Below are 26,405 nucleotides of genomic sequence, written 5' to 3'. Positions count from 1 at the left end.
AGGTGCCCGGAGGGCGTCAGGCCGCCGCTTCCAGCCCCTGGGCGAAGTGGGCCTGCATGGCCTGGGCCGTGGCGGCGCCATCGCGCCGGGCCAGGGCAGCCATTACCGCACGGTGTTCGCTCAGCGAATCCTCAATGCGCCCCTGCTTGAGCAGCGAGTTGTGGCGGTTGAGCTTCATCACCTTGCGCAGGTCGGCCACCATCTGGCTACGCCAGCGGTTGTCGGCCAGCTCCAGCACCCGCATGTGAAAGCGCTCGTTCACGGCAAAGAAGCGTTCGCGCTCGCCGGCGGCGGCCTCCAGTTCGGCATGCAGGGCCTGCAGCTCCTGCAGCTGGGCCGGGGTGGCGCTGGTGGCCACCACGGCGGCGGCATCGCTCTCCAGCAGGCTGAGCAGGTGGTAGACGTCGCGCAGGTCCTTGTCCGACATCTCGGTCACATAGGCGCCACGGCGCACCTTCATCGTGACCAGACCTTCGGCGGCCAGCACCTTGAGCGCCTCGCGCAAGGGCGTGCGGCTGATGCCGAATTCCTCGGCGATCTTGAGCTCGTCGATCCAGCTGCCGGGCTCCAGCTCGCGGCGGAAGATGCGCTGGCGCAGTTGCTCAGCCACTTCTTCGTACAGGGCGCGGGGCGTGAGGGTCAGTGCAGACATGGGTGGATTGTAAGCCGCGAAGAATATTTTGAATCAATAATTATGAATGATGTAAACTTGCAGCCACATCGGGAACAGCCCTGACAACGTCCAACGCTTCCTCGGAGACCGCTTCGCCATGAGTGCCACGCCCCCCAACAGCCCCCCCGAATTCGCTGCCGCCTCGCTCGAGGCCTGGGCGAAAGCCGCTGCCAAGTCGGCCCCGGGTGGCGATGTCAATGCGCTGAACTGGGTCACGCCCGACGGCATCACCGTCAAGCCGCTGTACACGGCGGCGGACACGGCCGACCTGCAATATGCCAACACGCTGCCGGGCTTCGAGCCCTACCTGCGCGGCCCTCAGGCCACCATGTACGCGGTGCGGCCCTGGACCATCCGCCAGTACGCGGGCTTTTCCACGGCGGAGGAATCCAACGCCTTCTACCGCAAGGCCCTGGCCGCCGGCGGGCAGGGCGTGAGCGTGGCGTTTGACCTGGCCACCCACCGCGGCTACGACAGCGACCACCCGCGCGTCACCGGCGACGTGGGCAAGGCCGGCGTGGCCATCGATTCGGTGGAGGACATGAAGATCCTGTTCGACCAGATCCCGCTGGACAAGGTTTCCGTATCGATGACCATGAACGGCGCCGTGCTGCCCGTGCTGGCCGGCTACGTGGTGGCGGCCGAAGAGCAGGGCGTCAGCCAGGACCAGTTGAGCGGAACCATTCAGAACGACATTCTGAAAGAGTTCATGGTGCGCAACACCTACATCTACCCGCCCAAGCCGAGCATGCGCATCATCGGCGACATCATCGGCTACACGGCACGCAACATGCCGAAGTTCAACTCCATCTCCATCTCCGGCTACCACATGCAGGAGGCGGGCGCCAACCAGGCGCTGGAGCTTGCCTTCACCCTGGCTGACGGCAAGGAGTACGTGAAGACGGCCATCGCTTCGGGCCTGGACGTGGACGAGTTCGCTGGCCGCCTGTCGTTCTTCTGGGCCATCGGCATGAACTTCTACCTCGAAGTGGCCAAGATGCGCGCCGCGCGCCTCTTGTGGTGCCGCATCATGAAGGAGACCGGCGCCAAGAACCCCAAGAGCCTGATGCTGCGCACCCACTGCCAGACCAGCGGCTGGAGCCTGACCGAGCAGGACCCCTACAACAACATCGTGCGCACCACCATCGAGGCCATGGCGGCGGTGTTCGGCGGCACGCAGAGCCTGCACACCAATGCGCTCGACGAAGCGATTGCCCTGCCCACCGAGTTCTCCTCGCGCATCGCGCGCAACACGCAGCTCATCATCCAGGAAGAGACGCACATCACCAATGTGGTCGACCCCTGGGCCGGGAGCTACATGATGGAAAAGCTCACCCAGGACATGATGGACGCCGCCTGGAAGATCATTGAAGAGGTCGAGGCCATGGGCGGCATGACGCAGGCCGTGGACAGCGGCTGGGCCAAGCTCAAGATCGAGGCCGCCGCCGCCGAGAAGCAGGCACGCATCGACAGCGGCAAGGATGTGATCGTGGGCGTCAACAAGTACAAGCTCAAGAAGGAAGACCCGGTCGACATCCTGCAGATCGACAATGTGATGGTGCGCGACGGCCAGATCGCGCGCTTGAAGGACATCCGCGCCAAGCGCGACTCCGCCAAGGTGCAGGAAGCGCTCGACACGCTCACCTCGGCCGCCGAAACCGGCGAGGGCAACCTGCTGGACCTGACCATCAAGGCCGTGCGCCTGCGTGCGACGGTGGGCGAGGTGTCGGATGCGCTCGAAAAGATCTACGGGCGCCACCGCGCCGATACGCAAAAGGTGACCGGTGTGTACGCCGCTGCCTATGACTCGGCCGAGGGCTGGGACAAGCTCAAGAGCGAGATCAGCGATTTTGCCGAGGCCGAAGGCCGCCGCCCGCGCGTGATGATCGCCAAGCTCGGCCAGGACGGGCACGACCGCGGCGCCAAGGTGGTGGCCACGGCCTTTGCCGACCTGGGCTTCGACGTGGACATGGGCCCGCTGTTCCAGACGCCCGAGGAATGCGCGCGCCAGGCCATCGAGAACGACGTGCACGCCGTGGGCGTGAGCACGCTGGCCGCAGGCCACAAGACCCTGGTGCCGGCCATCATCCAGTCGCTCAAGGACCAGGGGGCGGACGACATCATCGTCTTCGTCGGCGGCGTGATCCCGGCGCAGGACTACGACTTTCTGTACGAGGCCGGCGTCAAGGGCGTCTACGGCCCGGGCACGCCCATCCCGGCCAGCGCCAAGGACGTGCTCGAACAGATCCGCAAGGCCATTGCCGCATGAGCGTGCGCCAGACCAGGGGCCGTACGGAGATCGACCGATGACCGCCCCCGTGTTCGTGCTGCACCCCGTTGCCGAAGACGACTTCGAGCCCATGCTGGAGGTGCGCACCGCCGCCATGCGCGAGAGCCTGGAGCGCGTGGGCCGCTACACGCCCGAGCGTTCGCGTGAGCGCCTTCGCGCCGCCTTCACCCCGGAGCACATGCACCACCTGGCCTCGCCCGGTGGCCAGCGCATGGGCTTCGTCACGGTGCTGCCCGAAGGCGCTGGAGCCCTGCGGCTGCAGCATCTGTACCTGCACCCCGACTGGCAGGGCAGAGGCATCGGCGCCGCGGTGCTGGCCAGCGTGCAAGACCGTGCGCGCCGCGAAGGCGCCGTGCTGCGCGTGACGGCGCTCAAGCACAGCAATGCCAACCGCTTCTACCTGCGGCACGGCTTCGTGCAGACCGGCGAGGAGGATGTGGACGTGCACTACGAGTGGCGGCCAGTGGAGGCTGTGGCATGAACGTGCCCCTGTCTTTGGCCGACCTGAAGCCTCCTTCCAGCACATGGTTTGACGGCATCCTGCACGGCACCCAGCCCGTGCAGCGCCGCGCCATGGCCAAGGCCATCACCCTGCTCGAATCCACCCGCACTGACCACCGAGCGCAGGGGGACGAACTGCTCACCGCGCTGCTGCCGTACACGGGCAAGGCCTTCCGCCTGGGCATCAGCGGCGTGCCGGGCGTGGGCAAGTCCACTTTCATCGAGGCGCTGGGCCTGTTCCTCATCAACCGCGGGCACCGCGTGGCGGTGCTCACCATCGACCCGTCGAGCACCGTCTCGGGCGGCTCCATCCTGGGCGACAAGACGCGCATGGAGCAGCTGTCCATGCGCGAGGAGGCCTACATCCGCCCCAGCCCGTCGAGCGGCACGCTGGGCGGCGTGGCCGAGAAGACGCGCGAGGCCATGCTGGTCTGCGAGGCCGCAGGCTACGACGTGGTGATGGTCGAGACCGTGGGCGTGGGCCAGAGCGAGATCGCGGTGGCTGCCATGACCGACATGTTCGTGCTGCTGCAGCTGCCCAATGCGGGCGACGACCTGCAGGCCATCAAGAAGGGCGTGATGGAGATCGCCGACCTGGTGGCCATCAACAAGGCCGACATCGACAAGAACGCCGCCACGCGGGCCCAGGCGCAAATCACCTCAAGTCTGCGCCTGCTGGGCATGCACGGCAACCCCGACCATGCCACGCACGCTGCCCTGTGGCAGCCGCGCGTGGTGCAGATCAGCGCGCTGCTGGGGCAGGGCGTGGACGGCTTCTGGGATGCCGTCACCCAGTTCCGCACCCAGCAGACCGACAACGGCCGCCTGGCCCTGCGCCGCGAAAAGCAGTCGCTGGCCTGGATGTGGGAGCGCATCGACGCCGGGCTCAAGCAGGCGTTTCGCCAGCATCCGCAGGTGCGCGGCCTGCTGCACGCGCTGCAGGCCGATGTGGCTGCGGGGCGCATTGCGGCATCCACCGCTGCGCGCACGCTGCTGGCCGCATCCCATACCCCTACACCCTAGATAGACAACCACAGCCATTTCACCGAAAGAGCGACCATGCAAGACATCCTGGAGAAACTGGAGAAGAAGCGCGCCCTGGCGCGCCTGGGCGGCGGGCAAAAGCGCATCGATGCGCAGCACGCCAAGGGCAAGCTCACGGCGCGTGAGCGCATCGAGCTGCTGCTGGACGACAACACCTTCGAAGAATGGGATATGTTCGTCGAGCACCGCTGCACCGACTTCGGCATGGAGGACAACAAGATCCCCGGCGACGGCGTGGTCACCGGCTACGGCATGATCAACGGCCGCCTGGTGTTCGTCTTCAGCCAGGACTTCACCGTCTTCGGCGGTGCCCTGAGCGAGACGCATGCCGAAAAGATCTGCAAGGTGATGGACCAGGCCATGAAGGTCGGCGCCCCGGTCATCGGCATCAACGACTCGGGCGGCGCGCGCATCCAGGAGGGCGTGGCCTCGCTGGGCGGCTATGCCGACGTGTTCCAGAAGAACGTACTGGCCAGCGGCGTGATCCCGCAGATCAGCATGATCATGGGCCCCTGCGCCGGCGGCGCCGTGTACTCGCCGGCCATGACGGACTTCATCTTCATGGTCAAGGATTCGAGCTACATGTTCGTGACCGGACCCGAAGTGGTCAAGACCGTGACGCACGAGGAAGTCACCGCCGAGGAATTGGGCGGCGCCAGCACCCACACCACGCGCAGCGGCGTGGCCGACATGGCCTTCGAGAACGACGTGGAGGCGCTGATGATGCTGCGCCGCCTGTACAACTACCTGCCGCTGAACAACCGCGAAAAGGCGCCCGTGCGCCCGAGCAACGACCCGGCCGACCGCATGGACCGCAGCCTCGACACCCTGGTGCCCGAGAACGCCAACAAGCCCTACGACATGAAGGAGCTGATCGCCAAGGTGGTGGACGATGGAGACTTCTTCGAGCTGCAGCCCGACTACGCCAAGAACATCGTGATCGGCCTGGCGCGCATGGAAGGCCAGACCGTGGGCATCGTCGCCAACCAGCCGCTGGTGCTGGCAGGCTGCCTCGATATCAAGAGCTCCATCAAGGCCGCGCGCTTCGTGCGCTTTTGCGATGCCTTCAACATCCCCGTGGTCACCTTCGTCGACGTGCCCGGCTTCATGCCCGGCACCAGCCAGGAGTACGGCGGAATCATCAAGCACGGCGCCAAGCTGCTGTATGCGTATGCCGAGTGCACGGTGCCCAAGATCACCGTCATCACGCGCAAGGCCTATGGCGGCGCCTACGACGTGATGAGCTCCAAGCACCTGCGCGGCGACGTGAACCTGGCCTGGCCCAACGCCGAGATCGCCGTGATGGGAGCCAAGGGTGCGGTGGAGATCATCTTCCGCGAGGACAAGAACGACCCGGTGAAGCTGGCAGCCCGCGAGGCCGAGTACAAGGAGCGCTTTGCCAACCCCTTCGTGGCCAGCGCCCGTGGCTTCATCGACGACGTGATCCTGCCGCACGAAACGCGCAAGCGCATCTGCCGCTCGCTCGTCATGCTGCGCGACAAGAAGCTTGAGAACGTATGGCGCAAGCACGGCAACATCCCTCTGTGAGCGGTACTGCCACCAACAGTTCCAGGTCGTAGTCCTAGAAAAGAAAACTCACCATGTTCACCAAAATACTGATCGCCAACCGCGGCGAAATCGCGTGCCGGGTCATCGCTACCGCGAAGAAAATGGGCATTGCCACCGTGGCTGTGTACTCCGACGCCGACAAGGAGGCCCGCCATGTAAAGCTGGCCGACGAGGTCGTGCGCATCGGCGCGGCGCCGAGCCGCGAGAGCTACCTGCTGGCCGACAGGATCATTGCTGCGGCCAAGGAAACCGGCGCCCAGGCCATCCACCCGGGCTACGGCTTCCTGTCGGAGAACGAGGCCTTTGCCAAGCGCTGCGAGGACGAGGGCATCGCCTTCATCGGCCCCAAGGCGCATTCGATCGCGGCCATGGGCGACAAGATCGCTTCCAAAAAGCTGGCCAACGAGGCCAAGGTCAACACCATCCCCGGCTACAACGACGCCATCAGCGGCCCCGAGCAGGCAGTGGAGATCGCCAAGGGCATCGGCTACCCCGTCATGATCAAGGCTTCGGCCGGCGGCGGCGGCAAGGGCTTGCGCGTGGCCTTCAACGACAAGGAGGCCTTCGAGGGCTTCACCAGTTGCCAGAACGAGGCGCGCAACAGCTTTGGCGACGACCGCATCTTCATCGAGAAGTTCGTGCAGCAGCCGCGCCACATCGAGATCCAGGTGCTGGGCGACAGCCAGGGCAACGTGATTTATCTGAACGAGCGCGAATGCTCCATCCAGCGCCGCCACCAGAAGGTGATCGAAGAGGCGCCGTCGCCCTTCATCAGCGATGCCACGCGCAAGGCCATGGGCGAGCAGGCGGTGCAACTGGCCAAGGCCGTGAAGTACCAGAGCGCCGGCACGGTGGAGTTCGTGGTCGGCAAGGACCAGGATTTCTACTTTTTGGAGATGAACACCCGCCTGCAGGTGGAGCACCCGGTGACGGAGTGCATCACCGGGCTGGACCTGGTCGAGCTGATGATCCGCGTGGCCGCTGGCGAGCCGTTGCCGCTGACCCAGGCCGACGTGAAACGCGACGGCTGGGCCATCGAGTGCCGCATCAACGCCGAAGACCCGTTCCGCAACTTCCTGCCGAGCACGGGGCGCCTGGTGCGCTTTCAGCCGCCGGAGGAAACCATGTTCCAGTCCGACACGAGCAAGAAGCTGGGCGTGCGCGTGGACACCGGCGTGTACGAGGGTGGCGAGATCCCCATGTTCTACGACTCGATGATCGCCAAGCTCATCGTGCACGGCACCGACCGCGACGACGCCATCCACAAGATGCGCGCCGCGCTCAACGGCTTCGTGATCCGCGGCATCAGCAGCAACATCCCCTTCCAGGCGGCGCTGCTGGCCCACCCGAAGTTCGTCTCGGGCGATTTCAACACCGGCTTCATCGCCGAGAACTACAGCCAGGGCTTCGCAGCGGAGGACGTGCCGCACGAAGACCCGCTGTTCCTGGTGGCGCTGGCCGCCTACATGAACCGGCGCTACCGCGCGCGCGCCTCGGGCATCAGCGGTCAGTTGGCGGGCCACGAGGTCAAGGTGGGCGAGCAGTTCGTGGTGGTCACGCTGGGCGCCGAAGGCAAGAACATCCACCACGCCGTGTCGGTGACGGACTTCGAGGACAAGTCCGGCTCCAGCGCGGTGATGGTGGAAGACAAGAGCTACAAGATCAGCAGCTCGGCCACGCTGGGCCAGGTGCGCGTGCAGGGCCAGTGCAATGGCCTGGGCTTCACGGCCCAGGTCGAGCGCGGCCCAGGCAAGAACCCGCTGGCGCTGCGCATTGCGCACAACGGCACGCAGATCGATGCCCTGGTGCTCTCGCCACTGGGCGCGCGCCTGCACCAACTCATGCCCTTCAAGGCCCCGCCGGACCTGAGCCGCTTTTTGCTCTCGCCCATGCCCGGCCTGCTGGTGGACGTGGCCGTGCAGCCCGGCCAGAAGGTGCAGGCCGGCGAGAAGCTGGCCGTGATCGAGGCCATGAAGATGGAGAACATACTCTTTGCCGCGCAGGATGGCGTGGTGGGCAAGATCGTCGCCGGCAAGGGCGAATCGCTGGCCGTGGACCAGGTGATCCTGGAATTCCAATGAAGCGACAACCAGGGCGCGCGCAACCGTGTTCGTGACGGTGGATGAGTGGTCGAGCAGGCCCCGCCGGCGCTGGCCGCTGCTGCGCCTGGCCTGCCTGCTGGCGGGCGCCGTGTTGCTGGCCGATGGCCTGGTGCTGATGTCCATGGGCTTGTTCTCGATGGGTGTCACCGTGCCTGGTGCATTGGGGCTGGCCCTGTGCCTGCTCGCCTGGGGCTGGCACCCGCTGCAGGCCCGATTGGGCCGGGCAGGGTGGACGCGGCGCGCGTGGCGCGCGGGCTGGCTGCTGTTCCTGGCCTGGGTGGCCAGCGTCGGCCTGTTCTGGAATGCGCTGGCCGGCCAGGTGCAGGCTTTCAACGCTGCAGTGGGCGACGTGCCCCTCAGCGCCATCATCGTGCTGGGCAGCGGCACGCCCAATGGTCACCCCTCACCGGCCTTGCGGGCGCGCCTCGACAAGGCGCGCGAGCTGGCAAAGGCCCATCCGGCGGCCTGGGTGGTGGTTTCGGGTGGGGTGGACTTCGGCGAGACGGCGAGCGAGGGCCGGGTCATGGGCGACTACCTGCGCGCCCAGGGCATGGCGACCGAGCGCATCCTGCAGGAAGAGCGCAGCACCAGCACCGAGCTGAACCTGCGCTACAGCCTGCCGCTGCTGCAGGCCAAGGGCCTGGGACTCACCAGCCCCTTGGCCGTGGTCACCAGCGACTTCCACACCGTGCGTGCTCAGCGCATCGCCCGCAAGATCGGCTACACGCAATCCGTGGTGGCAGCGGCCCCCACGCCGCTCTACCTGCGCTACAACGCCTGGCTGCGCGAATACTTTGCCACGGCCAGCAGCTGGATCCTCGGTGAAGTCTGAAACCATTCCATTGTTCTTGAAAGATCTGCCATGAATACCGCCGTCTCCCGCCCCTTCAGAGTCCTGGGCATCCAGCAGGTCGCCATCGGCGGCACCGACAAGGCGCGCATGAAGACCCTGTGGGTGGACATGCTGGGCCTCACGCAGACGGGCACCTTCCAGAGCGAGCGCGAGAACGTGGACGAGGACATCCTGGCCATGGGGCAGGGCGCCTGGAAGGTCGAGGTGGACATCATGCAGCCGCTCGATATCGACAAGAAGCCCGCCGTGCACACCACGCCGCTCAACCACATTGGCCTGTGGATCGACGACCTGCCACAAGCGGTGGAATGGCTTACCGCCAAGGGCGTGCGCTTTGCGCCGGGCGGCATCCGCAAGGGTGCTGCGGGTTACGACATCACCTTCTTGCACCCCAAGAGCAACGACGAATTCCCGATTGCGGGCGAGGGTGTGCTGATCGAGCTGGTACAGGCGCCGGCCGACGTGATCGCCGCACTGGGCTGATCCTGCCGTAGCCGATGGCTTTTTTCACGGTGCGAACGCGGGGTGCAGCAGCGCTGCTGCTCGCGCTGGCCAGCCCTGCCCTCTGGGCCTCAGGCGGCACAGGCACTTACCCGCTCGATTGGGGGCGCCCTGGCGAAACCCTGGAATACCGCTCCTGCGGCTGCGCCGACAGCTGCTGGGTGGCCGAGGTGAAGAACCGCCGCACCCGGCAGACCCTGGCCCGGCTGCGCTGCGACTGCGAACGCCTGTTCTCGCAGACGGGCCCACGCGGCCCTGAAGTGGAGCGCGCCTCGAGCTGCGCTGCCTTCGAGGGCACGGCGGACAAGCCGGGCGCCATCCGCCAGGCGCTGGAGAAACTGCTCAAGCGCTGACGCAGCACAGCGCCCATGACCTGGCGGGTCATGGATCCGTAAGCCGATGGGCGATACAACAGGGACATTCCGTCCCTTCCTGGAGTTGTGCCCCATGCGTATCCTCACTACCCTGGCCTTGCTGGCCGTGGGCGTCATCCATCTGATCCCCGTGTCGGGCGTGCTCGGGCCGGAGCACCTGGCCCGCCTTTACGGGGCTGCGCCTTCCGACCCCAGCGCCCTGATTCTGATGCGCCACCGCGCCGTGCTGTTCGGCATCGTGGGTGGCGTGTGCGTGCTGGCCGCGTTCAAACCCGCTTTGCAGTGGCTGGCGCTGGTCCTGGGGAGCTTCAGCGTGGTCTCCTTCCTCTGGCTGGCCTGGTCCACCGGCGGGTTCAACGCCCACCTGCAGCGCGTGGTCGTCGCCGATGTGCTGGCTTTGCTCTGCCTGGCCACCGGTGCGGGCGCGCTGGCGCTGGCCGAACGTGCGCCCGGAGCGCGCTAACTTGCACTAACGTCGAGGCACGCGGCGTGCCCTGCCATGTGCGTTGGATGCCGAAGCTGAAAATAGGCGGCATGTTCTGACAACGGATTTCCTAGTGCTTTCAATATGCGGCCTATATCTGCCAATTGCTGGCTTCACCGCTCTTCATGCATGGGCAAATGAGCGACGTTGTTCACGAGAATTCAGTGGCACTTTTTGTGACCCATGAGGGTGCATTTGAACCAAAACCTCCTTCAGAATCATGGTGATAGCAATATGAGGATTCACTCCCGCAGGTACAGGGGTGGCGCCTTGTGTGACACCTGATGCGCTTGATGAAAGGACCGAACCCATGGTGAACCCCGCACTTTCCACCCCCCAGCCGATCCAGCTGCACCGCCCCGTCTCCGCACCGGTGGTGCGTGGTGAATGGACAGTCGCGGCCATCCAGGCGCTGCTCGACAAGCCACTGATGGACCTGCTGTTCGAGGCCCAGACCGTGCACCGCCAGCATTGGCCCCAAGGCGACATCGAGCTGGCCACGCTGCTCTCGGTGAAGACCGGCGGCTGCCCCGAAAACTGCGGCTACTGCCCGCAGGCGGCCGAGTTCGACACGGGAGTGAAGGCCGAGAAGCTGATGGCCGTGGACGAAGTGCTGCGCGCCGCCCAGGCCGCCAAGGACGCGGGCGCCACCCGTTTTTGCATGGGGGCCGCCTGGCGCGCCCCCAAGGACCGCGACATCGAAAAAGTCAGCGAGCTGATCGGGGCCGTCAAGGGGCTGGGCCTGCAGACCTGCGCCACGCTGGGCATGCTGCAATCGCACCAGGCCCTGGCGCTCAAGGACGCCGGGCTGGACTACTACAACCACAACCTCGACACCGCGCCCGAGTACTACACCGACGTGGTGAGCACGCGCGCCTACCAGGACCGGCTCGACACCCTGCAGCACGTGCGCAGCGCCGGCATCAGCGTGTGCTGCGGCGGCATCGTGGGCATGGGCGAAGCCCCCGTGCACCGCGCCGGGTTGATTGCGCAACTGGCCAATCTGCAGCCATACCCCGAATCCGTTCCCATCAACAGCCTGGTGCGCGTGCCCGGTACGCCGCTGGCCGACAGCGAACCCATCGACCCGCTCGATTTCGTGCGCATGATCGCCGTGGCCCGCATCACCATGCCACGGGCGCGCGTGCGCCTGTCGGCCGGGCGCCAGCAGATGGGCGAGGCGGTGCAGGCGTTGTGCTTCCTGGCGGGGGCGAATTCGATCTTCTATGGCGACAAGCTTCTGGTGACGGGCAACCCGGATGTGGGGGCGGATGAGATGCTGCTGCGCAAGCTGGGCCTCAACCCCACCGCCCAGGCGTGCCGCACGCCCTCCTGAACTTGCCCGTTCACCCGCCCCGCAGGCCTGTCAACTCCGCGCGCAGCCGCTCCACCTCCGCCCGCAGCCGGCTGTTCTCATGCATCTGGTCAAAATCCTTCTGCAGCTGCTTGCAGTGCTCAACGTAGTACATCAGGTTGCTGACCCGCAGGCGCAGCAGCTCGGGTTCGATGGGTTTAAAGACGTAGTCGATGGTGCCCAGGCTCAGGCCCTGGTGGCGTGAGGCGTCGTCGGTCATCGCGGTGACGAAGATGATGGGGGTGCATTCCGAGGCATGGTGCTCGCGCAGGCGGCGCGCCACCTCGAAGCCGTCCATGCCGGGCATCATCACGTCGAGCAATATCAGGTCCGGCGGCGCGTCGGACTGGCAGATGGCCAGGGCCTTCTCGCCGTTGTGCGCGATCTTGACCTTGAAGCGGTCGCGGAACAGGCCAGCCACCAGTTGCAGGTTGTCGGGCGTGTCGTCCACCACCAGGATGGTGGCGCGATCAGGTTCGGTGGCCGATGGCTCCGGCACGGGCTCCAGTGGCGCTGGGGCCAGCGCGGAGACCAGTGCCTGTGCGTCGCGCTGCAGCACGCGCCGCATGCGTTCGATGAGCCGGCGCACCGTGAAGGGCTTGACCAGCAGGTCGCCGATACCCAGGCGGATGGCCCGGGCGGCCGAATCCCGGTCCAGCCCGCCCGACATCAGGATGAAGGGCAGGCCCGCCAGCTTGGGGTCGGCGCGCATGGCTTCGAACACGCTGAGGCCATCCATGCCCTGCATGTCCAGGTCGCAGATCACCACATGCACGGGTTCGGCGCGCAGCATCTGCAGGGCGCGCAAGCCATCACGGGCCTGCAGTACCTGGCCGAAACCGAAGGTCTGCAGCTGGCTGGCCAGGGCCTGGCGCATGGCGCTGGCGCCTTCGGCCAGCAGCACGGTGGTCTTGGAGGGGTGCATTTCTCAGGGTTTGGCGTCTCGTGAGGTCAGTTCGATGGGCTCGGCGGGCAGATCTGTGGAAATGCGATCCGTCTGGGGCGTCGGCGCATGTTCGTCCGCAAATCGCTGGGCAATGCCCCTGAATTCCTCGGAGAGCACCAGGAAGGCGTCCACCATGTCGGGATCGAAATGGCTGCCCCGGCCGTCGCGGATGATCTCCACCGCCAGTTCATGGGGGAAGGCGGCCTTGTAGACGCGCTCGGAGATCAGCGCATCGTACACATCGGCCACGGCCATCAACCGCGCCGACAGCGGGATGGTGTTGCCCACCAGGCCCTCGGGGTAGCCCGAGCCGTCCCATTTTTCCTGGTGGCTGTAGGCGATCTCCTTGGCGTAGCGAAAGAAGGGGTTGGTCTGCGAAGCCTCGCGCTCCGCCGCCACGATGGCGTCGCGTCCCAGTGTGGTGTGGGTCTTCATGACCTCGAACTCTTCGGCCGTGAGCTTGCCCGGCTTGAGCAGAATGCGGTCCGGAATGCCCACCTTGCCGATGTCGTGCAGCGGCGCCGACTTGAAGATCATCTCGATGGCCGCCTCGGTGAGCTCCTCGCTGAAGCGCGGATGGTGCTGCAGCTTGCGCGCCAGCACTTCCACATAGTGCTGGGTGCGGCGGATATGGTTGCCGGTCTCGTTGTCGCGGGTTTCCGCCAGCGAGGCCATGGCGCGGATGGTGCCGTCCTGCAGCTCCACCACTTCGCGCGTGCGCCGGGCCACTTCTTCCTCCAGGTACTGGTTCTGGCGGGCCAGCAGGTCGCGGGCGCGCTTGAGCAGCAGGTGGTTGCGCACCCGCGCCAGGGTGATCGCCGGGTTGATGGGCTTGGTGATGTAGTCCACCGCACCAAGCTCCAGGCCGACTGTCTCGTCGTCCGATGCGCTCATGGCGGTAAGGAAGATGACCGGGATGTCCTCGGTGTCGGGGTTGAACTGCAGGCGGCGCAGCACCTCGTAGCCATCCATCTCGGGCATCATGATGTCCAGCAGGATCAGATCGGGCTTGCCGTCGCCCGCGACGATCTGCAGGGCCCGCTCGCCACTGTTGGCCAGCTTGACCTTGTAGTCGGGGCGCAGCAGGCCGCTCATCAACGACAGGTTGTCGGGCATGTCGTCCACCACCAGCACCGTGCACTTGCCGCTCGTTTCCATGGGATTGCTCATGATGTGGGTCCTCCTTGTATCGCGGGGCCGGGCAGGGGAGCTGCACGCAGCAGCGCCAGTGCGTCGGTGAAAACATAGCTGTCGAGTGCGCGCTTCATCTCGCCGTAGACAGGGCCGAGCAGCGCCTTGAGGACGGGGGCTGATTCCTTGAACAGTTCTACGGCATCCGAATCGTCGTCCGCCAGCAGTGCGTCCAGGCGCGCCAGCAGTTGCCGCGCTGCGGCTTCGTCCACCGGCACCTGGGTCGTTGCGGCCTCTTCGGCGGGCAGTGCGCCCTGCAGGGCCGCCACCAGAGTCTGGCAGGCCGCCTCGACGGGTGCCAGCAGCGCGGCCAGCGCCTCGGCATCGGCGTTGGCTGCAATGGCTTGCTCAACCGCTTCGGCGAGATGGGCCAGGTGCCCGGCGCCTATGGTGCCCGCAGTCCCCTTGAGGGTGTGCATGGCGCGCAAGGCATCTTGCCGCTGGCCGGCAGCAAGGAGGGCGCTGGTGTTCTGCGCTGCGGCCGCCTGGCCGGCCACGAACTTGCGCAGCAGGCTTTCGTAGGCAGCGGGTTTGCCCAGCACCCGGCGCAGGCCGGCGGCTGCGTCCAGCCCCTCGATGCGGGCCAGGGCTTCAAGGGCGAGCGCAGGCTCCGCCGCCGATACGGACGCCGCAGGAGCCAGGGCCGGGGCCCCGGCCCGCGCAGGCACCCACTGCAGCAGCTGCGAAAAAAGCTCATCGGGGTCGATGGGCTTGGCCACATGGCCGTTCATGCCGGCGGCCAGGCAGCTGTCGCGGTCGCCGCTCATGGCATTGGCCGTCATGGCCAGCACGGGAAGCTTGTGCCAGTCGGGGTTCTCGCGGATGCGGCGCGTGGCGGTCAGGCCGTCCATCACCGGCATCTGCATGTCCATGAGCACGATGTCGTAGGCGGCGCGTTCCTGCAGCATGTCCAGCGCCACCTGGCCGTTCTCGGCCACCTCCACCACCAGCCCGGCGTCGCCCAGCAGGTCTGCGCCCACCTGCTGGTTCAGGTCGTTGTCGTCCACCAGCAGCACCCGGGCGCCGCGGATGGGGGCGAGGTCGGGCGCACGGGTCCGATGCAACGCCGCGCGGTCTGTCGGGCCGGCATCCTGCACCCCTCCCAGCGCGCGGATGGCGGTGTCGAACAGCTGCGATGGGCTGACCGGCTTGGTCAGCATCAGGGCAATGCCGGCCTTCTCCAGCTCGCGGAACACCTCCTCACGGCCATGCGCGGTGATGATCACCGGTACCGGCGGGTGGGGCAGCAGGGCCAGCTGGGCGGCGGTCTGAAAGCCATCCAGCCCCGGCATTCTCCAGTCGAGAAAAGCGATCTCGCAGGGCAGGCCGGCAGCGTCGGCGTCGCGTGCCGCGGCAATCGCCTCCTCGCCCGAGGCGGCCGTGGTCACGGCAAAGCTCATGCTGGCCAGCAGGCCCGAGAGGATCTGGCGTGCCTGTTCGCTGTCGTCCACCACCAGCACGCGGCGCCCGCGCAGGTCGGGCTCGGGCATGAGCGGCCGCGCCGAGGGCGTGCCCAGGCCCAGGCGGGCGGTGAACCAGAAGCTGCTGCCCTGGCCGGGCGTGCTGTCCACGCCCACCTCGCCGCCCATCAGGCCCGCCAGCTTCTTGGAGATGGCCAGCCCCAGCCCGGTGCCGCCGTACTTGCGGGTGGTGGATGTGTCGGCCTGCTCGAACGAGCGGAACAGCCGCGACTGCTGCTCGGGCGTGAGGCCGATGCCCGTGTCCTGCACCTCAAAGCGCAGCAGCAGGCCATCGGCATCGCGCACCACTTCGAGCACGCGCACCACGATCTCGCCGGTGTCGGTGAACTTCACGGCATTGTTGCCATAGTTCACGAGGATCTGGCCTAGGCGCAGCGGGTCGCCCAGCAGATCATCGGGCAGGGCAGGGTCCACGTCGAACATCAGCTCCAGGCCCTTGGCCGAGCACTTGTCGCCGATCAGGTTGGCCACGTTGTCCAGCACCCCGCGCAGCCCGAAATCGACGGTTTCCACCCCCAGCTTGCCGGCCTCGATCTTGCTGAAGTCGAGGATGTCGTTGATCAGCCCCAACAGGTGCTGGCCCGAGCGCTGGATCTTCTCGACATAATCGCGCTGGCGCGGCGAGAGGTCGGTAGTGAGTGCCAGGTGGCTCATGCCGATCACGGCGTTCATGGGGGTGCGGATCTCGTGGCTCATGTTGGCCAGAAAGTCCGACTTCATCTGCGAGGCGTCTTCGGCACGTGCGCGGGCCACCTCCAGCTCGTCCTCGTGCTCGCGCAGGGTGGCATTGGCCTGCTCCAGCTCCTCGGTGCGCTGGACCACGCGGGCTTCGAGCACCTCTTCGCTGCGCTTCAAGGCCTCCACCAGCTCGGCCTGGGCGGCCAGGGCCAGCGTCTTGGCTTTTTCGCGCTTGAGGAACTGCCGGCCCATGGCCACGGCCAGCAGAAAGGTCAGCACCGCCTGGAAGGCCGTGAGGCCCGTTGTCAAGAGGGTCTGGTGCTGAACCTCGGCGTTGCGCTGGTCGCCCAGCAGCGCGGAAATGCGCGAGGCGTTAAGCGACAGCTCCTGCACCGTTGCGCGCAGATCGACCAGGCGCTCGCGCAGCAGCCGCATGTTGGCCTGACTGGTACGCACGTCGGCGGCCAGGCCAAAATAGCTATCGCCGGCTTCGACGAACTCCTGCAGCTCTGCCAGGGCCTTGGCATAGATCGGTTCGCTCTGCATGAGGGTGCGCGCGGTGCCGCTTTCCAGCGCACTGAAGCGGCTCAGGAACAGGTCGTAGCGCAGTTGCAGCGCATCCATCGAGGTGCTTTCGGGGTCGAATTCGTACTGGTGCAGCGCGTGGTCTAGCCGTTCATGCTCCACATTGAGCTGGAGGAAGGACCACAGGGCGTTCACGTCGCCCCGGCGCATCACGGCTTCGACGCTGCGGTACTGGTGGTACTGGACGGCCGCAATGGACACGTAGACCACCACGAGGCTGGCGATGATCAGGGGCAGGAGGTGCTTGCTGCGCAGCATGGGCAGCAGACTGCTACTTGATCTGCAGGGTGCTGAGCTGCCAGGCAGAACGGTTGTAGTACAGCTCGGTACGCAATTCGGCCTTGGTATCGAAGGGGAAGACGATGAAGAGCGGGCCCTTCTCGCGGATCGGCATGGCGCGGTCGTTCATGAGCCGGGCCACGATCACGTCGTGGCGCGTGGCATCGTCGAACGGGATCTCGGTCTTGTAGTCGTTGAGCGCCACCGCCGTGATCTTGCTGCCTTTGGCGCCCGCAGCCGCCAGCACGTCGCGCAGCAGCGGCCCGGTGAAGGTGACGGGTTTGGGGTACCAGGGGGTCTGGGTGGTGAAGCTCTTCTGGGGCAGCTTTTCGAGCATCTTCATGTCGAACTGCGCCTTCTCACCGTGGTTGGCTTTGCTGACGCTGCCCTGGATGGTCAGCACCACAGGCCCTGCGGGCTTTTCCAGCGTCTGCGCCTGGGCATGGAAAAGCGTGCACGCCGCCACCAGAACGCCTGCTGCCAAGCGTGACAACGGGCCAGTGGCCCCCTTCGCATCGGTCATGGTGTTCCCCCTCGCCAGCCTTTGCGGCCGTTTCTATGTGAGAGTTATAACAGCCGGCGCAGATTCTTGCATCCACGAAATGACCATATCGTGCCGGATGGAGGGCTGCGCCAACCGTGTGCAGAGAAGAGGGGGTTTTGCCTGGGAGAAATGCTGGCCCGCCGTTGTCCGGCCGGTTTGGAGGTGGGGGTGTTGCAGTCAGCCGCCGGCCACGGCACCCTGCGCCCGCAGTGCGGCCACCTCGGCGTCCGAGTAACCCACCTCCTGCAGCAGCGCGGCCGTGTGCTCACCCGCGCGCGGCGGCTGCAGGCGCACGCCGGGGCGCATGCCCCCCAGCGTGAGGGGCAGCAGCGGCACCTTGGATTCGGTGCCGTTGTTCAGGCGGATGGGTGCCAGGCCCCCGCTTTGGTTGAGGTGCGGGTCGTCGAACAGCTCCTCGGGCCTGGTGATCGGGGCGAATGGCAGTTCGTTCGCCTCGAAGATGCCCGCCAGCTCCGCTGCGCTGCGCCCTGACAGGTGCGAGCGCAACTGGGGCATCAGCCAATCGCGCGCCTGCACGCGGTCGTTATTGGTTTTCAGGCGCGGATCGGCCAGCAGGTCAGCCAGGCCCAGCGCCTCGCAGAAAATGGCCCACTGCTTGTCGCTCACGGCGGCCAGGAAGATCTGCTCGCCATTCTTCACGGTGAACACGTCGTAGATGGCCCAGGCCGAGATGCGGCTGGGCATGGGGTTGGCCGCCTTGCCGGTGCTGGCGAACTGCATCATGTGCTGCGCCACCAGAAAGACGTTGTTCTCGAACAGCGCAGCCTGCACTTCGGAGCCTTCGCCGGTCAGCTCGCGCTGGCGCAGCGCCGCCATGGCACCGATGGCACCGAACATGCCACCCATGATGTCGTTGACGCTGGTGCCCGCGCGCAGCGGGTCGCCCGGGCGCCCGGTCATGTAGGCCAGGCCGCCCATCATCTGCACCACCTCGTCCAGGGCCGTGCGCTGCTCGTAGGGGCCGGGCAGAAAGCCCTTGTGGCTCACGTAGATGAGGCGCGGGTTGAGCTTGCGCAGGGAGGCGCAGTCCAGCCCCAGCTTGGCCATGGTGCCGGGCTTGAAGTTCTCGCTCACGATGTCGGCCGTGGCGATCAGGCGCAGCGCGGCTTCAACGCCCTCGGGTTTCTTGAGGTCAAGTGCAATGCTCTTCTTGTTGCGGTTGAAGGTCGGGAAGAACCCAGCGCCCGAGCCCAGCAGGTGGCGCGTGCTGTCGCCCTCGATGGGCTCGACCTTGATCACCTCGGCCCCCAGGTCGGCCAGCACCATGCCGCAGGTGGGGCCCATGACCATGTGGGTGAACTCCACCACGCGGATGCCGGCGTAGGGCAGGGGCTTGTCGCCCTGCACGGCCTCAGACATGGCGGGCTCCTTGTTGCACGAAGCCCTTGGGCAGGCCGGCCTCGGGCGTCATGCCGTACACGGGCTCGCCGGGCAGGCCGGCCAGCAGCGGGGCGCGCGCCTGCATCAGCCGCTGCAGGTCGATGCCGGTGGCGATGCCGCTGGCCTCGAACATGAAGACCAGGTCTTCGGTGACCACGTTGCCCGAGGCGCCCGGCGCGTAGGGGCAGCCGCCCAGCCCGCCCAGCGAGGCGTCGAAGGTGCGCACGCCTTCCTCGTAGGCCGCCAGGCAATTGGCCAGGCCCAGGCCGCGCGTGTTGTGCATGTGGGCGGCGCCAGCCTTTTCGCCGAGTTCGGCACGCAGGCGCCTGAACAGCCGGCGCACCTGGGCCGGGTTCGCATAGCCCACGGTGTCCGACAGGCCCGATTCGTCGGCACCGGCCTGCACGCACTGCGCGGCCAGCCAGATCACCTCGTCCTCGGGCACCAGGCCCTGCAGGGTGCAGCCAAAGGCGGTGGAAATGCCGGCCTCCAGCTTCACATGCGGGGCGATGTCGCGGCGCAGGTCGGCAATGGCGCGCACCTCCTCGACCATCTCCTCGCGCGTCTTGCGCACATTGGCCAGCGAATGGGCGGCGCTGGCGGACACCGGCATGGTGAGCTTGTGCACCCCCGCTTCCAGCGCCGCCTGGGCCCCCTTGCGGTTGGGCACCAGGGCCATGACGGTGAGGCCGGGCAGGGTGATGGCGTGGCGCACCACCTCGGCCGCATCGGCCATCTGCGGCAGCAGCCGGGCGGGCACGAAGGACGCCACTTCGATCTCGCGCACGCCGGCGGCGTAGAGCGCATCGATCCAGCGCAGCTTGTCGGCCGTGGGCATGGTCGCCTTCACGGACTGCAGGCCGTCGCGCGGGCCGACCTCGCTGATCAGGACATCGAAAGCATGGGGCACTGAGAGTCTCCTGTATTGTTCTATAAGAAAGAACGTCAATCTGACTTATGAAATTATGAGGAGCATCTACTACAGGGTCAAGCATTCGCCCGCAAACAAAAAAGCCGTTCTGCATAACAGAACGGCTTTCATGGCAGTCCACCCGGAACGGGTGAGGGCGCTATGCAGCGAGTGCAGCCGGCTTGCGCTTGCGAATGGCCTTGGCAGGTGCTGCCGCAGCGGCAGGCACACCGATCAGTTGCTCCACCAGCAGGCGCACATGGCCCTGCATGACCGGTATGGCCTTTGCATCGCCAGCCATGTGCCGCAGCAGGCACTGCTGGAACACGCCATCGAACATGGCGTAGGCGAGGTCGATGGGCGCGCGCACCGGCAGACCGGCCAGTTCGGACATGCGCGTGAGCACGCGCCAGACCATGTTGGCCAGGCTCTTGTCGATGGCCTCCACGTCGGCGCGCAACGCATCCTCGAACAGCGACTGCGAACGGATGTCGTACCAGAGCCGGTGCATGGGCGCTTCGCTGCGCACCGTCTCGCCCAGCACCGCCACGAAGCCATCGACCAGCTCGGCAAAGGTGGTGGAGGTGTTGGTCACCTCGTCATAGCGCGTGACGCAGCGCGCCTTGTACTGGCGCACGCTGCACAGGATGAGATCGAGCTTGTCGGTGAAGTAGTAGTGCAGCACGCCGTGCGAGAAGGCGGAGTTCTGTGCGATCTCGCGCAGGCTGGTGCGGGCATAGCCCAGTTCGGCCAGCGTCTGCAGCGCGGCCTCGCCCAGTTCGGCGCGGCGCTCGGCGTATTTGTCACGGCGGGGTGCTCTTTCCATCGCGCCATTGTAGGCAGCGCCGGGCACTCCGCCATGTCTTTTCATGCATGGGCTGCGGCAGGTCGATTGAAATTATGACACCTGTCAAGAAAATGTCTTGACAGTTGTCAAGTGAATTCCCAGAATCAATCCCGTTCCTCGAAGAACACGATCAGTGCATCAGCGATCGATACCTATCCATCAGGAGACAAGACATGACGAAGTTCGATTTGACCGGCCGCAAGGCCCTGGTCACCGGTGGCGCGCGCGGCCTCGGTGAAGGCATGGCCCAGGCACTCGCTGCAGCCGGGGCCTCGGTGATGATTGGCGATGTGCTCACCTCGCTGGGCCAGGAGGCGGCCGGCAAGCTCGCGGTGACTGGCGGGGCCAAGGCAGGCTTCGTGAAGCTCGACGTGACGCAGGAGGCCGACTGGGCCGCCGCCGTGCAGGCCACGGTCGATACATTGGGCGGCTTCGACATCCTGATCAACAACGCCGGCATCGAGGTCACGGCCCTGGTGACCGAGATCGAGCCCGATGCGTTGCGCCGCATGCTGGACGTGAACATCGTGGGCACGGCACTGGGCCTCAAGCACGCGTTTCGGGCCATGCGCCCAGGCGGCGGTGCGGGCAAGGGCGGGGCGGTGGTCAACATCTCTTCGGTCGCCGCCACCATTGCCTTCCCGGCGATCGCCGGCTACTCGGCCACCAAGTCGGCCGTGGACCGGCTGACGCGCGTGGCCGCCATGGAGTCGGGCAAGCTCGGCTATGGCGTGCGCGTGAACTGCATCTACCCCGGCCTGGTGCCCACCGAAATGGGCATGAAGCTGGCCTCCGACGTGGTCGCCGCTGGCCTGTTCGCGTCGCCCGAGGCCGCCGTGGGCGCCATCATCGAGCAGACCCCCTCGGGCCGCCTGGGCGAGGTGGCCGACATGGCCGATGCCGTGGTTTTCCTGTGTTCCGACGCGGCGCGCTTCATCACCGGCGCCGGCTTGCCGGTCGACGGCGGCATGGGCATGTGAGCAGCACACAAGGACACAACAACATGGCCAACAACACCAAGAAACCCGTCGTGGTCTACGGCGCCTCCGGCTACACCGGCCGTCTGGTCTGCGAGTACCTGCGCGAGTACAACATCCCCTTCATCGCCGCTGGCCGCAGCAAGGACAAGCTCGACGAGGCGATGCAATCGCACGTGCCTGGCATCGAAACCGCCAGCTACGAGGTGGTCGAGGTCGCGCACACCCTGGAGGCGCTCACGGCGCTGTTCGAGGGCGCCTCGGTCGTGCTCAACACCGTGGGGCCCTTCGCCAAATTCGGCCACGAGGTGGTGCAGGCCAGCCTGGCCGCGAAATGCCACTACACCGACACCACGGGCGAGCAGGACTGGCTGATCACGCTGGAGGCCGAGTACGGTGCACAGTTCGCCGCCGCCGGCCTGCTGCTGTCGCCGGGCCTGGCGCAGATGTACACCACGGGCGAGATCGCGGCGCAACTGTGCCTGGAGACGCCGGGCCTCGACACCCTGGACATCGCGGTGTTCTGGGGCGGCAGCCCTACCGTGGCCTCCACCCAGACCATCCTGGTCAACGCCGCCACGTCCAAAGCCTACTACCTGGAGCAGAACCAGTATGTGGAGTGGCAGCCCGACGCCGGGCTGTACAGCCTGGCCATTCCCGGCCAGCACGAGGCGGCGCTGGCGCTGCCCTGGGGCGGCACTTCGCACCCCGTGTGGTTCAAGAAGGACCCGCGCGTGGCCAACGTCAAGGTGCTGGGCGGCGTGTTCAACAAGCCGCTGATGCTGGGCGTGCCGCAGATCGTGGCCGCCGCGCTCAAGGCCACCGAGGGCATGAACCACGACGACCGCTACGCCGCCCTGGCGCAGACGGCCGCCGCCGTCATGGGCTCCATGCCGCCGCGCGAGAACCCGCGCATCAACAAGTCGGTGGATTCGGTGCATGCCTCGGGGCCGCTGGCGCGGGCGCACTGCGTGATCTACGGCAACTGCAACTACAAGCAGACCGGGCTGATGCAGGCCTTTGCTGCGGCATCGCTCTTGCAGCAGGCGCCCCGGCGCGTGGGCTTTGCCTCGGGCTGCCAGGCCTTTGGCCACCACGAGCTGCTGGGCGCGCTGCGCAGCTTCGGCCTGGTGCAGCCGCCCGTGCTCACGGTGCAGCGCTGAGCGGGGCCACCCCATGCGCCTGATCGACTACCTCGACAAGGGGGCCATGCTGGGCGAAAGGTCGCCGTGCCTGACCATGGGCACGGCCGACCTCTCGTACGGCGACGTGCAGCGCACCAGCCACCGCGTGGCGCACGCGCTGCAGCGCTCGGGCATCGCGCCTGGCGACAAGGTGGCGGTGCTCTCCAGCAACGTCGCCCTGGCCTTTGCCTGTGTGTTCGGCATCTCGCGCGCCGCCGCCGTGTGGTGCCCGGTGAACCCGCGCAACGAGGCGTCCGAAAACCGCTTCGTGCTCGACGCCTTCGACTGCAGCTGCCTCATCTTCCACAGCGCCTATGCGCCCATGGTGGAGCAAATGCGCGCGCAACTGCCCAAGGTGCGCCAGTTCGTCTGCCTGGATGCGGCATTCGGGTGGGCGCCGTCCTGGGTGCAATGGGTGGAGGGCGTGGGCAACGAACCCATCGCCATCGCCCCCGTGGACGACCTGGCCATGATCGCCGGCACCGGCGGCACCACGGGCCAGCCCAAGGGCGTGATGCTTTCGGGCCGCAACCTGGAGACCATGTCTGCGCTGACCCTGATGGGCTACCCGTTCGAGGGCCGGCCGGTCTACCTGGCGCTGGCTCCGCTCACCCACGCGGCCGGGGTGCTGTGCCTGCCGGTGATGGCCCTGGGCGGGCGCGTGGTCATCATGCCCAAGCCCGACCTGGGCGACTTCCTCGCATTGATCGAAAGGCACCGGGTGACGCACACCTTCCTGCCGCCCACGCTGATCTACATGCTGCTGCAGCACGAGAAGCTGGCCAGCACAAAGCTCGATTCGCTGCAATGCTTCTGGTATGGCGCGGCACCGATCTCGGCGGCCCGGCTCGAAGAAGCGCTCACGGCCATCGGCCCGGTGATGGCCCAGCTCTTCGGCCAGACCGAGGCGCCGATGATGATCTCCATGATGGCGCCGCGCGAGCACTTTCACGCCGACGGATCGGTGGCGCGCGAGCGCCTGTCCAGTGCCGGCCGGCCCGGCCCGCTGGTGCAGGTGGCCACCATGGACAGCGAAGGCCAGTTGTTGCCAAGCGGCGAAACCGGCGAGATCGTGGTGCGCAGCTCGCTGGTGATGATGGGCTATTACAAGGATACCAAGGCCACAGCCGAGGCAGGGCAGGGCGGCTGGCACCATACGGGCGACATCGGCAGGGTCGATGCCGATGGCTTCCTGTACATCGTCGACCGCGCCAAGGACATGATCATCACCGGCGGCTTCAACGTCTATTCGGTCGAGGTCGAGCAGGCCCTGATGCAGCACCCCGATGTGCAGGACAGTGCCGTCATCGGCCTGCCCGACGACAAGTGGGGCGAGAAGGTGGTGGCCGTGCTGCAACTGCACTCCGGCCGCACCGTGCAGCCCGACGAGATTGCGGCCTTCGTCAAGGCGCGCATCGGCAGCGTGAAGGCACCCAAGCTGGTGGAGATCTGGCCCGACTTGCCGCGCTCCAAGGTGGGCAAGGTGATGAAGAAGGACATCCGCGCCACGATGCTGGCGCGGCCAGCGCTAACCTGAGGAACGCCAACATGTCACACAAGGCATTCATCGCGGGCGTGGGCATGATCCCGTTCGTCAAACCGGGCGCCAATGAGTCCTATCCCGTGATGGCGGGCCGGGCCGGTCGGCTTGCGCTGGAAGACGCGGGCATCGCCTACGGCGCCATCGAGCAGGCCTATGTCGGCTACGTCTACGGCGATTCCACCAGCGGCCAGAAGGCCGTCTATGGCCTGGGCATGACGGGCATACCGGTCTTCAACGTCAACAACAACTGCTCGACCGGCTCCACCGCGCTGTTCCTGGCGCGCCAGGCCATTGAAAGCGGAGCGGCCGACTGCGTGCTGGCATTGGGCTTCGAGCAGATGAGCCCGGGCGCCATTGGCACCATGTTCAATGACCGGCCCAGCCCCTTCGAGGACTTCGACCGCGAGGCTGCCGAGCTGGTCGGCATGCCCGAGTTGCCCCTGGCGCTGCGCTACTTTGGCGGTGCGGGCCAGAGCCATATGCAAAAGTACGGCACACCGCTCGAATCCTTCGCCCAGGTGCGCGCCAAGGCCAGCCGCCACGCCGCGCGCAACCCGCTGGCCCTGCTGCGCAAGGAGCTGTCGGTGCAGGACGTGATGAACGCGCCCATGCTCTGGCCCGGCGTGCTCACCCGGCTCATGGCCTGCCCGCCGACCTGCGGCGCGGCGGCTGCCGTGTTGGTGTCCGAATCCTTCGCCCGGCGCCACGGCCTGCGCACTGACGTGTTCATTGCCGCGCAGGCCATGACCACGGACCGGCCCGATGCGTTTGAGAGCCACGACATGATGAACCTGGTGGGCTACCGCATGACGGCAGCGGCAGCGCACAAGGTGTATGAGCAGGCCGGCATCGGCCCCGAGGACCTGGACGTGGTGGAACTGCACGACTGCTTTGCGCAGAACGAACTCATCAGCTACGAGGCCCTGGGCCTGTGCCCACCGGGTGGCGCGGCCGCCTTCATCGACGCGGGTGACAACACTTATGGCGGCAAGGTGGTCACCAATCCATCGGGAGGCCTGCTCTCCAAGGGGCACCCGCTGGGCGCCACCGGACTGGCGCAGTGCTACGAACTCGCGCACCAGCTGCGCGGCACGGCCGAGGACCGCCAGGTGCCCGGCGCCCGCACCGCACTGCAGCACAACCTGGGCCTGGGCGGGGCCTGCGTGGTCACGCTCTACCAGTCCGCCTGAGGCAGTTCAGGCCGTAGCGGCGGCCTTGCCCCGGGGCTTCGGGGCGGCTGCTGCCTTTGCGCAATCGGCGCAGCGGCCGTACAAGGTCAGTTCGTGCCGCTCCACGGTGAAGCCCTTGGGCGCCAGGTCGCGCAGGTCGCCGGGGCAATCGTGCACGTCGAACACGCGCGAGCACACCGTGCACTGGAAGTGGTGGTGGTGCCCATGCTCGTGCTCGGCGGCTTCATACCTCGGGCTTTCGCCTGGCAGTTGCACGGCCTGCAGCGATCCATCCTCCAGCAGCGCCTTGATGTTGCGGTAGACCGTGGCCATGCCCAGGCCCTGCACGGTTTCGCGTGCGCTGTCCAGCACCTCCTGGGGCGTGAGGGGGCGTTGGGCATCTGCAATGGCCGCCAGGATGGCGGCACGCGGGTGGATCGTTCCATGGGGTGGGGCCGGTGCCGCAGGGCTTGTTGTTGATAACCAATTATCAGTGAAAGCTCAGGCGCGCGCCTGTGCCACGAGCGGCAACTCCCTGCATACAAGGTAGCAGCATTTTCTTCGTCCGGTCACAATTGCTAATGACAACGCATTATCATTTATGAATGTCGAAATGACCGGGTCTTCCAGTGCCTGCTCATCCCGCTTTAAGCGTCCTGACCCCTGCGGTGTTGCCCAAGCCCGTTTCCCCCTGACCGCCATCTCAGATGGAAGGAAACCCCGTGCTCCAAGCCATTGGCCTGACCAAACGCTACGGTGAACAGATCGCCCTGCACCCACTCGACCCGTGCATCCGCCCCGGCGAGATCCATTGCGAGTTGTCGGCCAAATTCGATTTCTGAAGCGTTGGTGTCGGCATAGAAAGACGGCCCATCGTCGGCAATGGATGACAGGCGGGCGGCGGTGGGGTGGCAAGAATGGTGCA

General features: G+C 66.6%; 23 protein-coding genes. 14 read left to right on the top strand and 9 right to left on the bottom strand.

Annotation, left to right across the window (positions count from 1 at the left end; genetic code table 11):
- Nucleotides 1-16: 16 nt before the first annotated feature.
- On the bottom strand, nt 17-652 hold the full coding sequence (locus QYL93_RS22015; protein WP_305745660.1) for a GntR family transcriptional regulator: 636 nt from the start codon (nt 650-652) through the stop codon (nt 17-19).
- A gap of 118 nt (nt 653-770) precedes the next feature.
- On the opposite strand from QYL93_RS22015, the gene scpA reads away from it, so the two are divergent.
- The 10 genes from scpA (at nt 771) to bioB (ending at nt 11,727) form a co-directional block, all read left to right on the top strand.
- Complete coding sequence (gene scpA, locus QYL93_RS22010; protein ID WP_305745659.1) at nt 771-2,942, top strand: methylmalonyl-CoA mutase; 2,172 nt, start codon at nt 771-773, stop codon at nt 2,940-2,942.
- A 37-nt stretch (nt 2,943-2,979) separates the two neighbouring features.
- On the top strand, nt 2,980-3,444 hold the full coding sequence (locus tag QYL93_RS22005; protein ID WP_305745658.1) for a GNAT family N-acetyltransferase: 465 nt from the start codon (nt 2,980-2,982) through the stop codon (nt 3,442-3,444).
- On the top strand, nt 3,441-4,487 hold the full coding sequence (gene meaB / locus QYL93_RS22000; protein ID WP_305745657.1) for a methylmalonyl Co-A mutase-associated GTPase MeaB: 1,047 nt from the start codon (nt 3,441-3,443) through the stop codon (nt 4,485-4,487). The genes QYL93_RS22005 and meaB overlap by 4 nt, the downstream gene beginning before the upstream one ends.
- A gap of 36 nt (nt 4,488-4,523) precedes the next feature.
- Nucleotides 4,524-6,056 (top strand): acyl-CoA carboxylase subunit beta, encoded by a 1,533-nt coding sequence (locus QYL93_RS21995; RefSeq protein WP_305745656.1) that lies wholly within the window; start codon nt 4,524-4,526, stop codon nt 6,054-6,056.
- Between the two features lie 53 nt (nt 6,057-6,109).
- Nucleotides 6,110-8,158: an acetyl/propionyl/methylcrotonyl-CoA carboxylase subunit alpha gene (locus tag QYL93_RS21990; protein WP_305745655.1), complete on the top strand. Its 2,049-nt coding sequence runs from the start codon at nt 6,110-6,112 to the stop codon at nt 8,156-8,158.
- A 25-nt stretch (nt 8,159-8,183) separates the two neighbouring features.
- Complete coding sequence (locus QYL93_RS21985; protein WP_305745654.1) at nt 8,184-9,011, top strand: YdcF family protein; 828 nt, start codon at nt 8,184-8,186, stop codon at nt 9,009-9,011.
- A gap of 30 nt (nt 9,012-9,041) precedes the next feature.
- Nucleotides 9,042-9,515, top strand: a complete 474-nt coding sequence (locus tag QYL93_RS21980; RefSeq protein WP_305745653.1) for a VOC family protein — start codon at nt 9,042-9,044, stop codon at nt 9,513-9,515.
- Nucleotides 9,516-9,529: 14 nt separating this feature from the next.
- Nucleotides 9,530-9,886, top strand: a complete 357-nt coding sequence (locus QYL93_RS21975) for a hypothetical protein (RefSeq protein WP_305745652.1) — start codon at nt 9,530-9,532, stop codon at nt 9,884-9,886.
- Between the two features lie 94 nt (nt 9,887-9,980).
- A complete protein-coding gene (locus QYL93_RS21970) occupies nt 9,981-10,370 on the top strand; it encodes a phosphopantetheine adenylyltransferase (protein ID WP_305745651.1) in 390 nt (129 codons plus the stop codon).
- Between the two features lie 331 nt (nt 10,371-10,701).
- Nucleotides 10,702-11,727, top strand: a complete 1,026-nt coding sequence (gene bioB / locus QYL93_RS21965; RefSeq protein WP_305745650.1) for a biotin synthase BioB — start codon at nt 10,702-10,704, stop codon at nt 11,725-11,727.
- Between the two features lie 10 nt (nt 11,728-11,737).
- Here the strand turns inward: bioB and QYL93_RS21960 are convergent, their stop codons facing one another.
- The 7 genes from QYL93_RS21960 to QYL93_RS21930 form a co-directional block, all read right to left on the bottom strand.
- Nucleotides 11,738-12,670, bottom strand: a complete 933-nt coding sequence (locus QYL93_RS21960; RefSeq protein ID WP_305745649.1) for a response regulator — start codon at nt 12,668-12,670, stop codon at nt 11,738-11,740.
- A gap of 3 nt (nt 12,671-12,673) precedes the next feature.
- Nucleotides 12,674-13,861, bottom strand: a complete 1,188-nt coding sequence (locus tag QYL93_RS21955) for a two-component system response regulator (RefSeq protein WP_305745648.1) — start codon at nt 13,859-13,861, stop codon at nt 12,674-12,676.
- Nucleotides 13,858-16,884: a response regulator gene (locus tag QYL93_RS21950; RefSeq protein ID WP_305745647.1), complete on the bottom strand. Its 3,027-nt coding sequence runs from the start codon at nt 16,882-16,884 to the stop codon at nt 13,858-13,860. Before QYL93_RS21950 ends, QYL93_RS21955 begins: the two co-directional genes overlap by 4 nt.
- 13 nt (nt 16,885-16,897) lie before the next feature.
- Nucleotides 16,898-17,428: a molybdopterin-dependent oxidoreductase gene (locus QYL93_RS21945; RefSeq protein ID WP_305745646.1), complete on the bottom strand. Its 531-nt coding sequence runs from the start codon at nt 17,426-17,428 to the stop codon at nt 16,898-16,900.
- A 198-nt stretch (nt 17,429-17,626) separates the two neighbouring features.
- Nucleotides 17,627-18,829: a CaiB/BaiF CoA-transferase family protein gene (locus QYL93_RS21940; RefSeq protein WP_305745645.1), complete on the bottom strand. Its 1,203-nt coding sequence runs from the start codon at nt 18,827-18,829 to the stop codon at nt 17,627-17,629.
- Complete coding sequence (locus QYL93_RS21935) at nt 18,822-19,760, bottom strand: hydroxymethylglutaryl-CoA lyase (RefSeq protein ID WP_305745644.1); 939 nt, start codon at nt 19,758-19,760, stop codon at nt 18,822-18,824. The genes QYL93_RS21940 and QYL93_RS21935 overlap by 8 nt, the downstream gene beginning before the upstream one ends.
- Before the next feature lie 160 nt (nt 19,761-19,920).
- Nucleotides 19,921-20,586: a TetR/AcrR family transcriptional regulator gene (locus QYL93_RS21930; protein WP_305745643.1), complete on the bottom strand. Its 666-nt coding sequence runs from the start codon at nt 20,584-20,586 to the stop codon at nt 19,921-19,923.
- A 194-nt stretch (nt 20,587-20,780) separates the two neighbouring features.
- On the opposite strand from QYL93_RS21930, the gene QYL93_RS21925 reads away from it, so the two are divergent.
- The 4 genes from QYL93_RS21925 to QYL93_RS21910 are packed head-to-tail and all read left to right on the top strand — an operon-like array spanning nt 20,781 to nt 25,501.
- Nucleotides 20,781-21,587, top strand: a complete 807-nt coding sequence (locus QYL93_RS21925) for an SDR family NAD(P)-dependent oxidoreductase (RefSeq protein WP_305745642.1) — start codon at nt 20,781-20,783, stop codon at nt 21,585-21,587.
- A 23-nt stretch (nt 21,588-21,610) separates the two neighbouring features.
- A complete protein-coding gene (locus QYL93_RS21920) occupies nt 21,611-22,747 on the top strand; it encodes a DUF5938 domain-containing protein (protein ID WP_305745641.1) in 1,137 nt (378 codons plus the stop codon).
- Between the two features lie 13 nt (nt 22,748-22,760).
- A complete protein-coding gene (locus QYL93_RS21915) occupies nt 22,761-24,305 on the top strand; it encodes an AMP-binding protein (protein ID WP_305745640.1) in 1,545 nt (514 codons plus the stop codon).
- Nucleotides 24,306-24,316: 11 nt separating this feature from the next.
- Nucleotides 24,317-25,501, top strand: a complete 1,185-nt coding sequence (locus QYL93_RS21910; RefSeq protein ID WP_305745639.1) for a lipid-transfer protein — start codon at nt 24,317-24,319, stop codon at nt 25,499-25,501.
- 6 nt (nt 25,502-25,507) lie between these two features.
- Here QYL93_RS21910 and QYL93_RS21905 read toward each other — a convergent pair whose 3' ends face one another.
- Nucleotides 25,508-25,918, bottom strand: a complete 411-nt coding sequence (locus QYL93_RS21905; protein WP_305745737.1) for a transcriptional repressor — start codon at nt 25,916-25,918, stop codon at nt 25,508-25,510.
- Nucleotides 25,919-26,405 lie beyond the last annotated feature (487 nt).

Source organism: Acidovorax sp. A1169, assembly GCF_030704685.1.
Lineage (GTDB): Bacteria > Pseudomonadota > Gammaproteobacteria > Burkholderiales > Burkholderiaceae_C > Acidovorax.
This window is presented reverse-complemented; position numbering and strand designations above follow the sequence as displayed.